Origin of the sequence: Hymenobacter sp. (genome assembly GCF_036388155.1) — a bacterium.
In the GTDB taxonomy this organism is placed as follows: domain Bacteria; phylum Bacteroidota; class Bacteroidia; order Cytophagales; family Hymenobacteraceae; genus Hymenobacter.
The window spans coordinates 1-13805 of record NZ_DASVSI010000068.1; the positions used below are offsets into that span (position 1 = coordinate 1).

A 13805-nucleotide genomic window follows, 5' to 3' on the forward strand; every position below is an offset into this window, starting at 1 on the left:
CGACGACTACTCAATCCACTTGAACTTGTATTCCAGTTTGGGCACGGGCATGCGGTCGGCCACGCGGCGCAGGCGGTTGGGCAAAGCCATGATATAGTCGCGGGCTTTTTCGGCGGCGCCGTTGAGACCCGAAATCTGGTCGAGCTTCCAGGTGGTAATGAGGCCTTCCAGGATGTCGGTATAGTCCTGGCTGGTGTACACGCCCAGGCGCTGGGCCGCATCGGTAAAGTGCCCGAAGGTCTTACCCATCTCCACACCCATTTCGCGCATGTAGTGGGCCGGCATCACGATTTTCTTGCGCATCATGTCCTCGAAAGCCAGCATCATTTCCGAGGGGTCGTGCTTGAAAATCTCGGTCACGAAGGCCTTGTACACGCGGGCGTGGCGGGTTTCGTCGCCGGCAATCATGCCGCAGATTTTGGACAGCTGGTCGTCGCCGGCTTTGCGGGCCAGCTGGCCCACGCGGCGGTGCGAGATGTTGGTGGCCTGTTCCTGGTAGCTCGTGTACACGAAGGCGCGGTACGGGTCGTTGGCCGTGCCCAGGTCGAAGGCGTCATTGATGAGGTACTGGGTGCTCACCTCAAACTCGCGCATGTTCACGCGGCCCGAGAGGTAGAGGTAGCGGTTCAGGAGGTCGCCGTGGCGGTTTTCCTCGGCCGTCCAGCCCCGAATCCACTCGGCCCAGCCGTTGTTGCGGTCGCGGTTGATGTTGTCGAGCTCGTGGAACCAGGCTTCGTAGTTGGGCAGGGCTTCTTCGGTGATGGTGTCGCCGATGAGTACCGCCAGCAGGTCGTAGCTGAGGCTGCTGGCTCTTTCGCGCAGCTCTTTTACTTCGTCAAAAAACGTGTCACGGCGCGAGTCGGGCAGGTAGTCGGCGGGCTGCCAGCTGTCTTCCACGCTTTTGAGGAAGGTGCTCATGTTGGCCTTTAGGTAGCCTTCCATCTGTTGCAGGACTTCGCCGCGGGTTATTGATATGGAGGTTTGCATGGGAAAAGGCGAAAGCGTGAATGATATAAAGGGAAACGCTTTTTCGGGGGCAAAGGTCCGTGGCGGGGCCACGGAGCAGGGTATAAGATTATGGCATTATTACGGCGTTGCCGGAAAGAGAAGGGCTTTCCACCCAGAAATAAGCCCGTCTGGACTGGATTTTTCCGCTCAGCGGGCCCGGCCCCTTACCGCACCTGCGGCTTGTACCATCGCAGCGAGCCATCGGTGGCCAACGCCGCCCCGGGCCGCAGCACCACCGCGGGAGCCGCCCCAGCACCGAACCGAAACCGACGGTTTAACCAGTGCGCTGTTTCGGTGCTGAGCACCCAGCGGGCAGCGGGGCCACGGGCGGCCAAGTGCCGCAAGCACCCCGCCTCATCGGACGTACCACTCAGATGCTGACGCAGCGCTGCCTGCGAGGCATCGTGCGACGGCCAGCCCGACAGCATAAGCGTGGGCCCGGCCCCGAGTTCGTACACCCGCAACGGCGAAAGGCTCTTCAGCAAGTCGTTAGCCCCGGCCAGTATGCGGGGACCGTTGCCCGTCAGCCGACTGATTTCGGCCAGGGTACGCTCGTGGGCGCCCTGCTCCTGCCCCAGCACCTGCCGGCGGTGCAACGTCTTGGCCCCATAAAGCACCAGGCAAAGCACCGCGGCACCAGCGGCCAGCCGGATGGCAACTCGGCCAGCAAAAGGGGCCGCGAGGAAAGTGGTTTTTGCCAGAAAAGCCAGGTTCGTCAGCAGCCACACATCGAGCAAGGACAAGGCCAGCCGCGGTGGCAGTTTGAGCAAGCCCGCGAAGAGAATGAATACACCCACAAAACTTGCTTGCACCAGCCAGAAAATGGGTTGGCGGCCTGCTCGCCGCGCCACCACGGCACCGCTGGCGAGCAAACCCAGCAGCAAGGGGAAATAATCGCGCACCAGCAGGCCAGCGCGCTCGCCCAGCTTGGCAGGAAAGTCGTGCCGTAGAAAGTCCGCGGCATCGAAGACGTAGGCCCGCCGCGCCAGCGCCTCGTTCACCACGCTGGTGTCACCTAGCATCCACAAGCTCACGGCGTTGGTGCCCAGGCTGTCGGCGGGCGTGCGGGGCCGGGGGCGCAGCTGCTCAAAGTCAAGAATGCGGGCGAAGTAGCCGTCGCGGACTTGGGTGCGGGCCTGGGCGGGGGTTTGGCGCCACGACGCGACGCTGGTTGCGAGCAGCAGAACCACGGCGGCGCTGGCCACCAAGGGCAGCGCCCGGCGCCAGTGCCCGGCCAACCACCACACTGCCGGCAAAGTGGCCCCCCAGGCCAACACCCCCAGGCTGGGCCGCATCAGCCAGGCTGCCAGCAGGCCCGCGAGCCCGACCAGCAGCGGGCCCACCCGGCCCGGCCGCTGCGCCGCATACAGCAACGCGCTGCTGCCCAGCAGCAAGGCCACCCGCACGTAGCTGAACCACAACCAGTGCTCTACCCAAGCCAGCCCGAAGAAAACCACCAACGCCAGCACCAAAGCCCCGGAGCGCAAGTGAGGCTGCAGCAGGGCATCGAGCACGGCAAACGTGAGGATTGTGGCCACCACAAGCAGCCCACTCAGCAACCAGCCAAACCACGCCACGCCCGGCGCGGCGGTGTATGCAGCCGCCAGCAAATGCCCCCATCCGTGGAAATACAGCGGCACCGACGGCACTGGCTTCAGGGCCAGCACCCCAGAAAACAACCACGCCAACGAAGTATCGTCACTGGCTTCGTAGTAGCTGCCCAAGCCCAGCAGCGTGCCGGCCACCAAGGCCAGTGGCAGCAAAACCACACGCGCAAAAACGGCAATACGAGGAGGAGCTAGCACGGCAGCAGCAAACAGGGCACTAAGTTGTTAGTTGTTGGTTGCTAGTTGTCAGTATTTGGTTGAGCTTTGACTATCAACGAGCAACTGGCAACTGGCAACTGACCATAAGAAATAAGCCCCGCCGGCATTAGGCTTGCCAGAAGCGCATTTCGAGGGAAATGCGGGTGGCGTCGTCGTTGAGGTTGGCGGCCGCGCCGTGCAACAAGTAGGGCGAAAACACCAGCACTTCGTCGGGCCCCGGGTTGGGCCGGATGATGCTCAGCGGGCGGGCCGGGCGCAGCACCCCGGGCACGGTGTAGGGCACGCCGTGGTAAATGGCGCCTTCGGCGGTGCGCTCCACGGCGTTTTCGGGCCAGTGGTGGCTGCCCGGCACCAGCGTGAGCGACGAACGAGCGGTGCTGCCCGCCACCGGCAAGTAAATATTCAGGGCGTCGTGGTAGCGGGGCAGCCAGGCGTCGCGGTGCAGGGGGTTGTGGTCGGCGCGCTGGGGCCGCACAATGCGCAGGTGAAACACCGCTTCCTGCACGTTCGGGTTATAGGCGCGCACCGGCTGGCCGCAGGCGGCGCCCACCAGGTTTTCGAGCAACGCCGGCGCGATGGGCAGCCGCGCCAAAGGATAGGCTTTGGTTTGGGCGATGACGGCCAGGTGCCGGGCCGAATCGTCTGCCACGGCGTGATGGTATTGCCGCACGTCAAAGTCCGGCGCCACTGCGCACCCGGCCTCGCGCAGGGCTTCGCGCAGCAGGTCGGCCAACCCCGCTTGCAACTGCTCTTGGACTGGCGTGGGCAGGCCGGGCACCACGGCGTAGCCAGCCTCAGCCCAGGGCGCGCGCGCGGTTAGGTCAATGGCCTGGTCCAGGAGCACGCCTTCGTCGGCCGAAGCCGTGCGCGCTCCTTCCACCTGGTAGGCCACGGGTTGGCCGTTCAGGTGCAGGTGGTCGAAGGGCGCGTCGGCGGCCGGGTCGGTTGAAGTCATGGTAGGTGAAGCCGCTGCGGGCTGCCGTTGTTTGGCAAAATTAACCGCGAATTCGGTCCAGCAGCCCGCTCCACACCGCCAGCGTCCGGTCGAGCAGTGCGGGCGAAGTCGTTTGGCGCAGCAGTTGGTACAGAGCCCGCGCTTCCGCGGGCCGGTGCCGCCGCACGGCCTGGCGCATTTCCCAGCGCAGGCGCACGGCCAGCGCGGCCCGCTCCTCGGGCGTGCGCACCAGCGCCAAGGCCTTGGCGCACACCCGAATGGTGGACTCCAGAAAAGGGTCGTGGCGGCGGTAGGCACGGCTGCTCATGCTCCGCGGGTGCTTGCGCTTCCGGGTCGTCACGGCATCAACGTACAGGAATTGCCAGCCGCGACTGGCCCGGACCCAAAAGTCGAAGTCTTCGTAGGCCAGGGTTTCGTCGTAGCCCCCCAGCGCTTCCAGGCAGGCGCGGCGCATCATCATGGTGGGCGTGCTGATGAAATAGCGGCGCAGCACCTCGGCAAAAACCCAACCGCTGGCGGGCGGGGGCTGCAGTGCGCCGGCGCCGTCGGGGCGGTGGTGCAGGCCCAGCAGCGCGCCCGCTTCGCTAATCAATTCGGCATTGGAATACACCACGCCCACGTCCGGCGGCGCCTGCTGAAAGGCTGCCACCTGCTGCGCCACTCGGGCGGGCAGCAGCACGTCGTCGGTGGCAAAGTCAATAACAAACTCGCCGCGGCTCAGGCGCAAAGCCTGGTTGAAAGCCTGGCAATTGCCCACGTTGGTGGGCAGCAGAAGCAGTTGCCACTGCGGGTGTCGTTGGGCGTATTCGCGCAGGATGGCGGGGCTGTGGTCGGTACTGGCATCGTCCACCAGCCACACCTCAAGCTGCGGGTAGGTCTGGGCAAGAATGGAGTCGAGTGCTTCCCGCAAAAAAGAGGCGTGGTTGTGGCAGAGGGCCACAATGGTGACTACGGGAACCTCCACGCTGGCGGAAGCAGACGGCAATTGAGTGGAAAAATAGCTGCTCATTTCGCCCTCCCTCCGTTAAACTGAACAAATACGCAGGCCAGCAGCACCGCTCCGTAGCGGCCCGCATGGGCCAGCACGGCGCCTTGCAAGCCAAACCTGGGCAGCAGCACCGCCAGCAACCCCGCGAAAGCGGCCGCCGAGCCCGCCTGCACGGCCACATAGGGCAAGGTGCGTGCGCGCGTGAGCAGTTGAAAGAGGAAGAGCCAACTGAGAAACTTTGCCCAGTCGCCGAGCAGCTGCGGCCCCAGAAACTCGCGGGCGCCCAGCAATTGCGGCGAGAAAAGCAGGGGCAGCAGCCAGTTTCGGCACAAAAAAATGGCGCCTAGCCCAAGGGCGAGCACCGGGGCCAGCAATTTGAGCACAGCCAGCAAGTACGCGCGCGCGGCCCGCGGCTGGGCGGCTAGCGCCGCCAGTCGCGGGTAAAACACGCTGCTCATCACGGCGCCAAATACCATGGTGTAGTTGTCGGAAAGCTTGGCCACGGCCTGCCACAAATCGGTGCGGGCGGGTCCGTAAGTGGCCAGCAAGTGCGTGCGGAGGGCATAGTCAACTGCTTTGCCAAACAGGAGCGTGCTGGCGGCCATTAGCAGGAACTGGCCCAAGCCGCGCAGCGCCGCGCGGCTCACGGGGCCGAACTGCCACCGCCGCCAGGGCCACACGCCGTGCCGCACGGCCACTGCCAGCGCCGGCACCAGGGCCAGCCCCTGCCCTGCCAGATAAGCCAGCAGCACCACGTCGAGGCCGTAGCCCTGCGCCATGCCCAACGCCACCGCGGCCGGGCCCAGCAGCGCCACGGCCACCGACGAAACCAGGTAAGCGCGCAGGCGCCCGGCCGCGAGCAGTGCCGCGCTCACCAGCCCCTGGCCCGTCACCAGCACAATGCCCACCGCAAAAACTGCTACCTCTAACCAGCCCCAGGAAGGGTAGTTTCCGGCTTGCGTAACGCCCGCCAGCGCCAGCACGCCCACCACCAACACCGCCAGGTTGAGGGCCACGGCCGCCCCGAACCAAGCCCGGGCACGGGCGCTGCCGGGCCGGAGCGGCGCCAGGTACTTCACCACGCCAGCGTGCACCCCGTCGCTGGGTAGCGTGGTAAATAGCGCCATTAGGTTTTGAAATTGGGCCAGTTGGGTGAGGCCCCCAGTCGGCGCATACACCGCCACCAGCTTGTTGACCACTAACGCGCCCACGCCCCGGGCAATTACCGCCGCGCCCGAGCCCAATGCCCCGCGCGCAAAGCTTTGCCAGGTGGCCGGAATGGCGGAAGCAGGGCGCGTGGTAATTGGCATAAGGGAGAATGGCACCGCAAAGAACGGCACCAAGGCCTCGCGGCCCGCGCAGCGGCCCGTGGCGTTAAAGCGTCTTTTCCCAGCTCAGCCGCAGGCCCGCCACCCCGCCCAAGTGGCGCTTGAAGTGCAGCAGGGAAGCGTTGGGGCCGGTGTCGAGGGTCGACGTGCCCAGGTCGAGCACGGCCACGTCGCTGGCTTGGGCAAAGGCGTGCAGCCCTTCGTTGAGCAGCACCACCGGGCTCAGCGCATTGCAGCGCAGCGGGCTGGCGGGGTAAAAATTGTACAGGACCCGCTCGTGCACCCGAATGGCCACCGTGAGGGCCGCCCACTCCCCGTCGGGTTGGCGCACCGAGAACAGAAAATGCTCGCGCGGAAATTTTCGAAACAGCTCCTCCACCCGCTCCAACGGCAGCGACAGCTCCTGGCCCCGCTCCTGCCGGCACGCCTGGATGAAGGCATACGCTGCGGGCAACAGAAACGGCGGTTCCTGCTCCACGTGCAAGCCGTGGCGGCGGCACTTGTGCAGGCGGCGGCGCTCGGAGGGGTGCAAATGGGCTTCGTAGCCCCGCGCGGGGTCGAGGTAATAGTTCTGCTCGGCCAAGGCCACGCGGTAGCCGCGCTGGCGCAGGGTTTCGGCCAGCGCGGCCGCGCCAATTGGGTCATAGGCAAAGGGGTAGCTGCGCATGGTGAGCTGCCGCACCCCGCGCCGGGCCAGCTCCGACTCTGCTTTATCCAGCAAGCGGTGCAAGCCGGCAATGCCCACGCCGGGGGCCAGCTGCACGGCGCCGAAAGGGGCTTGCGCGGGACTTCGGGCCATTTCGGGGCTGGCCGGGTCGATGACGACGTGCAGCTGCGCCAGGGTGCGGCCGGCGGTGGACGCTTCCAAATAAAAGCTCAGGCCCGGGCCGGGGGCCGGCTGCAAGGCCTGGTGTTCGGGCCGCAGATAAAGAAACGGCTCGAAGGCCAGCGGCAGCGGCGGGGAGACGGGCCCGGCCGGTCCGTATTCGACCACACGCACCTCGAACGACGCCGCCCGCACCTCGCTCCTGTCAACCTCAACTAGGGAATCCGTACTTTTCAAGCTCAATTGTAGTGACCTGCCGGCAAAGTACGGCACAGAACCGCCGGTGGACGTGCCCGGGCGGGCCTTTACCTGCGCTGCTGGGCGTAGGGCATCCCGGCCGGCTCGCCAGACACAAAGAGCCGGAATTGCTTTTCGGCTTTCGTATTTTTTTGTTGCATGACGCCCTCCAACTCCTCTTCCCCTCCTGCTGGCGCAACTTCCTCGGCGCTGGACGGTACCAACGACTCGGCATTCAGCATTTCCGACCGCGACGCGACCATGCAGGCGCGCAGCCAAACGCAAACCCTGGGCCAACGCCCCGGCACGCTGGTCATCCGCGATGGCGCTTTGAAGCCCCGGCTGTTTTTAGTATCGTACGACGACAAGACGCTCATCGAGCAGGAATACAGCGACTACGACGCGATGTTGGCCAGTTTTCAGGCCCGCCCCGAGCTGCGGCACTGGATTGATGTGCGCGGCTACGGCGACCTGGCCCTGATGGAGCGCCTGATGCACGACTTCGAGCTGCACCCCTTGCAAATGGAGGACGTGCTGGGCGACTTCCAACGGGCCAAAGTAGACATTTTCGGCGACAACCGCCTGTTTATGGTTTCGCGGATGACGGATTTCACGTCCAACCTGGAAATCGACGACGACCAGCTTTCGCTGTTCACGGGCCCCAACTACGTGCTCAGTTTTCAGGACGACTACAGCGACTGCCTCGACCCGCTCCGCAACCGCCTGCGCAGCAACTTCAGCCAAATCAAGCGCAAGTCGTCGCTGTACCTGGCCTACGCGCTCACCGACGTGGTCATCGACCACTATTTTCCCACCATGGCCGCCATCGGCGACTACATCGAGGGGCTGGAGGACCGGATTTTCTCGGAGCGCCGCGAGCGCCGCATGCTCAACCGCATCCTGCGCATCAAGAAGGACATTGTCCATTTCCGGCGGCTGGTGTACCCAGAGCGCGACAAAATCAGCGAAATCCTGCGCATGCCCGAAGACGTGGTGCCCGAGGACGTGAAAGTCTTTTTTAAGGACGGCTACGACCACGCCATGCAAGCCCTGGACCTGGCCGAGAGCTACCGGGAAAGCATCAGCAGCCTCACCGAACTGTTTCTTTCCGACCAAAGCAACCGCATGAACGAGGTGATGAAGGTGCTCACCATCATCAGCGCCATCTTCATCCCCCTCAGCTTCGTGGCGGGCGTTTACGGCATGAACTTCCAGCGCGAAGCCCCACCCGCCGGCTCCAACCCCCTGAACATGCCCGAGCTCTACCAGCCCTGGGGCTACCCAGCCGTGCTCACCCTCATGGCCCTCATGGTCATCGGGCAGCTCATTTATTTCTACCGCAAGGGCTGGCTGACCAAGCAGCGGTAAACTTTGTTCATTTAATTATTATCATTTAACAGTTAACAGCCGTTCTGCTGGGCCATACGGCGCCCATAGAACGGCTGTTAACTGTTAAATGACTATCTGGCTTCGTACCTGCGCCACCCGCTCGGCTACAGTGCCTTCGATGAGGGTGAAAGGAATGCCGTAGAAGTCAAGCTGCATCAGAATGGCGCCGTGCTGAAAGCTGCGCAGCGCCTCGGGGCCACGCCATCCGTCTTGCTCGAAGGGCACCGTGGGAGCGCACACAAACGTATGGGCGTAACGCTGGCGGCACACCGCCGCCATGGCTTGCAACGCCGGCTGGCAGCGGTGAAAATAGTAGTAGGAATAGAGCGCCGTGGTGGTGGCGTTGGTGTCGCAGAAGAGCACACCACGGGCCTGCGCCGCGGCCTCGTCCTCTAGCTCGGCGTGGCGGCGGGCAATGTAGAGCAGGTCTTCAAACGCCAGGTTGCCGCTTTTCTGCTCGTGCAGGGTGCGCCCGTATTCGGGCACCCACGCCGTGCCACAGGCCTCCGCCAGGGCCGCGCACAAGGTTGATTTCCCGCTGCTTTCGGCCCCCAGAAACACCACCCGCGGCACGGCCGCTGGTGGCACCACACCCAGTTGCGCCGCCACCAGCGGATGCAGAAAAGGCGCGGCCGCCGCCGGATTTTCCCGCACCTGGGTTCCGGATATGGGCACGCGCTGCCGAGCCACGTCCACTGCCACGTGGGCCGCGCCCAGGTGCTCGGCAAACCCCGGCCCGTAGGCCTCGCTGCTGAACACCACGTCCACGGTCAGGTTTCGTGCCGCCAGCCACTGCCGCACAAATTCGCGATGCGTGTGGTCAGGGGCGTCGTCGGGCGGCACACCGTCGGCGGCCGCTGAAAGGGCAAAAACACGAAGCGGCGTGTTCCCAATGCGTGGGCCGTCGGCCAGCTCATCGCCCCGGTACAGCTCGCGTATCCAGTCGGCCCGCACAGCCGCGGGCATGGCGGCCGAGTGGGGGCCGTGCCCGGTAGGGCCGGGCCCGGTAGGGTTGGCGTAAACCAGCAGAAGCAGCTCGTTTACTTGCGCAGCGGCGGTTTCCAGTAGCAACTGATGGCCGCGGTGCGGGGGCCAGAACTTGCCCACCACCAGGCCCGTGCCCCCGCTTAGCATGTGTCCGGGGCGAGCTTCGGTAGCCCAAGTAAGTTGCGGGGTCGGCCGCAAAACCCGCTACCCACGACAGTATATAACGCTGCCTTCTTTTTAATGCGTAACATTCTTGATAGGATGTGTGGACACTAAGAATTTCTGAATAAATAAGCCCGTCATGCAGAGCGGAGCGAAGCATCTTGCCCGCCACCAGTAATTAATTACTGCCACAAGCGAGATGCTTCGCTCCGCTCTGCATGACGTTCTTGTGATTTGCTGTCCCTACACTCTAGTTGGGTAGGGGCTTCCATTCGCCTTTGGTAAAAAACACGTTTCCGAATTTGCGGGAATTAAACACGAAGGAGAATGAGAGAGGCTGGCCGTACGGCGGCGGGGGCTTGCGCCACGGCGCGGGGCGGCTAAGCGTTGGCATGCACCGGCTACGGCAGGGCCAGCTGCAGCTCGGTGCGGCGCAGCTCGCGGCCCACCGCCCGCACCAGTTGGTAGGTGGTAGTGGCCGCGTCGTAGGTCAGGCCCACGCCGCGGCCGGTGCTGGGCAAAGGCGCCCCGCCCAGCAAGCGGCCCTTGGCGTCGTAGAGAAACACGTGAGCCGGGCCCGGCTCGGTAATGGCCACAATGCGGCGGCCGCTGCCGAAATCAAACAGCTGCACCGGCTTCGGACCAGAGGTCACGAAGCGTTGCGTGAGCAGCGGCGCGGCCTGGCCGGGCAGGAACACGTCGAGCTGGCCGCCGTCTTCCCGCGTCACCACGAAGGCGCGGCCGCGAGCATCGGGCACCAGCCGGAAGCGGGCCGTGCGGCTCCAGGTGGCCACTCGCTTGCGGCTCAGGATGTCGCCGCTCAGGGTGAAGGTCACCAGTTCGCCGTGCTGGTTGACCACCGTGAAGCGCGTGCGCCCCAGCGTAGTGCCGGCTTGGACCAGCACATCGCCGGCCAGCCGCGCGCCCATGCTCAGCGGGAAACCCGGAAACAGGTTCCCCTGTCCGTCGAAGGCGTACACGTACCCGTTTTGCAGGGGCACCAGCACCGCGTCGCGGCCGTTCACATTCAGCAGGGCGGGCCGCCCGGCCAGCGGGAATTCCAGGTTTTTGGGCTGCCAGCCGGGAAACTGCCGGCCGCGGGCATCCAGGAGCAGCAGGCTGTTGCCGGCGGTGCGGGCCAGCAGGCGGGCAGGCTCATTGGCGGCTCCGCTGGGCGCGGTCACGAGCTCGGCCACGCGCAGGGTATCGGGCAGGTTGAGGGGAAAAGGCAGCACTTCGCGGCCGTCGTTAGCGAAAAGATGCAGCCGCGAGCCCGCTCCCAGCAGCAGGCCACCCGCCCCGCCGCCCGTGGCGGGCAGCAGCGCCAGCCCCGCCGCCGGCCCGGCCAGCGTGTCTGACCAGAGCACGGCATTTTCGGGGCTCACGTAGTGCAGCACCCGGGCCGAATCTTGCACCACCACGGCGGGCAGCACGGCCGGCGTGCCCACCAAGGGGTACTTAAAGGCCAGTACCCGGCCGTTGGCGGCAGCGCCGCTCCCCTGCGCCACCGCCGGGCCCAGGTCGGGGTGCCGGAGCAGCAGTTGGGTGAAGTATTGGGCTTCGGGCGCGGCTTCGTCATCGGCGGGCACCAGCTGCAGGGCAATCTGCGGAAAGCGCTTGAACAGGGCCTCGTTGCGCAACAGGCCGGCGCGCCGCTCTTCGGTGAGCACGCCGAGCAAGGCATTCCAGCTGTTGCGCGTGTCCACAAACACGCTCAGGCGGGCGCGGGGCAAGGTTTCCTGCAAAAAGGCTACCTGCGACGCGTTTTGCGCCCACGTGCGGCTCGCCACCACGTCGGCCAGGTACCCATTCAGGGTCAATTCATCGGACAGCACCAAGTAGTTGCCCACCAGCACGCTGGCTTGGGGCCGGGCCTCTACGGCGTAGGGCTGGGCCGGCCGCAGCAAGGGCCCCAGCACCGCCGCTTCCTGAAAACCGGCCGGGTGCACCTGGTACGGCCCCACTTTGGTGAAGGCCGGGGAATTGCCGTTGAGGCGGCGCAGGCGCGCCAGCCAGCGCTCGGTGCGGGCCGGGGCCGGGCAGCGCACAAACGCCAGCCGGCCCGGCCGGGCGCTGGCCGTGGGCGCCGCTAGGTAGGCAACGGCCATTTCGCCGTCGAACGTGGCCCGCAGGCTGTCCAGAGCCGCAGTGCGCTCCAGGGTGTCGGCTGGGGCGCCTTTGGGCCGGGGCCAGGTGCGGGCTGGGTCGGCGGCCAAGTGCAACACCATGGCCGTGCGGTTGCTGAGTACGGCCGTCAGGCCCAGCGGCTGGGTGGGCTGCCCGCGCAGGCGCTGCTGCAGGGAGCCCCGGGTCGTTTCGGGGTTGGAGAAGCCTTGCAGCTGCGCCCGGCTTCCGGCCAGCTTCAACCCCAGCAACCCCTCCGAAACCAAGCCCGCCAGCTGGTCGAATTGCCCGTGTGCGTCGCGCCGAAACAGCACGTCCAGGAACTGCGGCAGCCGCCGGTAGTTTACCAGCAGCGTGGCATCGAGGCCGGTGAGCTTGCGCCAATCGGTGGACGCAAACGCCGTAAGCACGGTGGGCGCCTCGGGGTGAGCCAGCCGCCGCACCACCGCTTCCACCAAGCTGGGCGTGGCGCTGACGAGGAGGTGGTTGCGGTAATTCAGCACCGTGAGGCTGGTTTCGCTGCGCCGCTCGGTGAGGATGGTGAGCTGCTGGTCTTCGTAGTCGCGCGTGGTGAGGCGGTAGCGGGCGTCGCGGCCCAGCGTTTCGAGCAGGCTGCGTACCTGGCGGTACTCCCCCACCCGGGTGAGGGGAATTTGGTAGAGCACGCCGAACTCGGTGGGACTCGTGACGTGCACCGACGTGATGACCAGCTTGCGGCCCAGCAAGGCAAGGATGCCCCCGCTGCGCCGCCGCGCCGCGCCCCCGCCCGTGAGGCTGTCGGCCAACGCCAGGTGGCCCGCCCCCTGCTGGAAATACCGCACGGCCGTGAGGTTGTCCCACAGCTCAACTTCCTGCAAATGACGCACGAGCGTGGGGTGGTCGTGGGTGCTCAACACGAGCACGGCGTCGTCGGGCACCAGTGCGTAAGGGTCCACTGGCACGGCCGCCAACGTGCGCCGGTAGTACACGTACGTGCCCAGTGCGAGCGCGAGTACCAAGGCAGTAAGTAACGCCAGAAGCTTTCGGGACATGGAAATGGAAGCGGTGACGGGCGACGAAAGTACGGCGCAAGCGCGCTTGCGCCGTGCGCCGGCCCGCCAAGCCGGCTTTGCACCGCGTCGTTTTCGCCTCTGCCGAAAGCCAGCGTATCTTTCAGCCAGCCAATGAACGCCCAAACGGTGCCCCACGTCAAGCCCAGCCCCTGCGCACTCCCAGCACGCCGCCCAGCGCGGCGGTGGCCGCGTGCGCTGGCGGCGCTGTCGTGCCTGGTGCTGCCCGCCTGCTTCCAATTGCGGGAGCCCGAGCCGGCGGCCGGCGGCAGCGAATGGATTCAGCCAACGCAGGTCAACATCCTGCTGGCCAATTTCACCACGGCCGTGCAAAACGTGAACGTAGCCAACTACGAGCGCAGCTTCACGGGCCCGGACTACCGCTTTGTGCCCGACCCCACCAGCGCCGGTTCCACCCCGGCCCTGTTTGCCAACTGGCGCGTGCCCGAGGAAACCACTTACTTCACCAGCCTGCGCCGCCGCACGCCCCCCGGCACCACTAACACCCTCACCCTGACCGACCGGCGCGACCAGCTCTACACCGCCGATTCGGTGGAAGTGTCGGCCTTGTACCAGCTCAAAGTCACCCAGCAGGACACCGCTTTCCGGGCCGGACTGCTCCAGGGCAACCTCCGCCTCATCCTGCGCCGCCGCAACAACGAATGGCGCATTGTGGCGTGGCGCGACCAGCGCACCGGCCCCGGCCTCTGCTGGACCGATTTAAAGAAATACTTTAGCTCGAATTGAGGCCCTGGGCTTTGGCGGTGAATAAAAAATAGACCGCCCTGCTGAGTTGGCCGAAGCATGAGAGTCCGGTTGCTGATTGCTCAATTCTAATCTCCATTTCTTGTACTTCGCTGTAGCTATAGCGGTTCCAGCAGCGGTTACGTGCCGGTCCGACGCCCTAGGCGTCCGACCGGTTGCCG

Annotated in this window: 10 protein-coding genes; 2 read left to right on the forward strand and 8 right to left on the reverse strand. The window is 65.6% G+C overall.

Features of this window, described 5'->3' with window-relative positions:
• Positions 1-6: 6 nt before the first annotated feature.
• The 6 genes from VF629_RS09970 to VF629_RS09995 form a co-directional block, all read right to left on the reverse strand.
• Complete coding sequence (locus tag VF629_RS09970; RefSeq protein ID WP_331058330.1) at positions 7-987, reverse strand: acyl-ACP desaturase; 981 nt, start codon at positions 985-987, stop codon at positions 7-9.
• Between the two features lie 185 nt (positions 988-1172).
• Positions 1173-2777: a hypothetical protein gene (locus VF629_RS09975; RefSeq protein WP_331058331.1), complete on the reverse strand. Its 1605-nt coding sequence runs from the start codon at positions 2775-2777 to the stop codon at positions 1173-1175.
• Between the two features lie 163 nt (positions 2778-2940).
• Positions 2941-3789, reverse strand: coding sequence for a phytanoyl-CoA dioxygenase family protein (locus tag VF629_RS09980; protein ID WP_331058332.1), 849 nt, complete (start codon positions 3787-3789; stop codon positions 2941-2943).
• A gap of 40 nt (positions 3790-3829) precedes the next feature.
• Positions 3830-4774, reverse strand: coding sequence for a glycosyltransferase family A protein (locus VF629_RS09985; RefSeq protein ID WP_331058333.1), 945 nt, complete (start codon positions 4772-4774; stop codon positions 3830-3832).
• 20 nt (positions 4775-4794) lie between these two features.
• Positions 4795-6087 carry a hypothetical protein gene (locus VF629_RS09990; RefSeq protein WP_331058334.1) on the reverse strand — a complete coding sequence of 431 codons (1293 nt, stop codon included), beginning with the start codon at positions 6085-6087 and terminating at the stop codon, positions 4795-4797.
• A gap of 64 nt (positions 6088-6151) precedes the next feature.
• Entirely contained in the window at positions 6152-7168 is a 1017-nt protein-coding gene (locus VF629_RS09995; protein WP_331058335.1) for a hypothetical protein, read from the reverse strand.
• A gap of 159 nt (positions 7169-7327) precedes the next feature.
• On the opposite strand from VF629_RS09995, the gene corA reads away from it, so the two are divergent.
• Positions 7328-8536, forward strand: coding sequence for a magnesium/cobalt transporter CorA (gene corA, locus VF629_RS10000; protein ID WP_331058336.1), 1209 nt, complete (start codon positions 7328-7330; stop codon positions 8534-8536).
• 84 nt (positions 8537-8620) lie between these two features.
• Here corA and VF629_RS10005 read toward each other — a convergent pair whose 3' ends face one another.
• Entirely contained in the window at positions 8621-9691 is a 1071-nt protein-coding gene (locus tag VF629_RS10005; RefSeq protein WP_331058337.1) for an AAA family ATPase, read from the reverse strand.
• Between the two features lie 416 nt (positions 9692-10107).
• Positions 10108-12861, reverse strand: a complete 2754-nt coding sequence (locus VF629_RS10010; protein ID WP_331058338.1) for a hypothetical protein — start codon at positions 12859-12861, stop codon at positions 10108-10110.
• A 132-nt stretch (positions 12862-12993) separates the two neighbouring features.
• Here VF629_RS10010 and VF629_RS10015 point away from each other — a divergent pair, with 132 nt between their 5' ends.
• Positions 12994-13626, forward strand: a complete 633-nt coding sequence (locus VF629_RS10015) for a hypothetical protein (RefSeq protein WP_331058339.1) — start codon at positions 12994-12996, stop codon at positions 13624-13626.
• Positions 13627-13805: the final 179 nt, after the last annotated feature.

Coding starts and splice junctions, on each gene's coding strand:
- VF629_RS09970 (WP_331058330.1), bottom strand. CDS start 987: ATGCAAACCTCCATATCAATAACCCGCGGCGAAGTCCTGCAACAGATG.
- VF629_RS09980 (WP_331058332.1), bottom strand. CDS start 3,789: ATGACTTCAACCGACCCGGCCGCCGACGCGCCCTTCGACCACCTGCAC.
- VF629_RS09990 (WP_331058334.1), bottom strand. CDS start 6,087: ATGCCAATTACCACGCGCCCTGCTTCCGCCATTCCGGCCACCTGGCAA.
- corA (WP_331058336.1), top strand. CDS start 7,328: ATGACGCCCTCCAACTCCTCTTCCCCTCCTGCTGGCGCAACTTCCTCG.
- VF629_RS10005 (WP_331058337.1), bottom strand. CDS start 9,691: ATGCTAAGCGGGGGCACGGGCCTGGTGGTGGGCAAGTTCTGGCCCCCG.
- VF629_RS10010 (WP_331058338.1), bottom strand. CDS start 12,861: ATGTCCCGAAAGCTTCTGGCGTTACTTACTGCCTTGGTACTCGCGCTC.
- VF629_RS10015 (WP_331058339.1), top strand. CDS start 12,994: ATGAACGCCCAAACGGTGCCCCACGTCAAGCCCAGCCCCTGCGCACTC.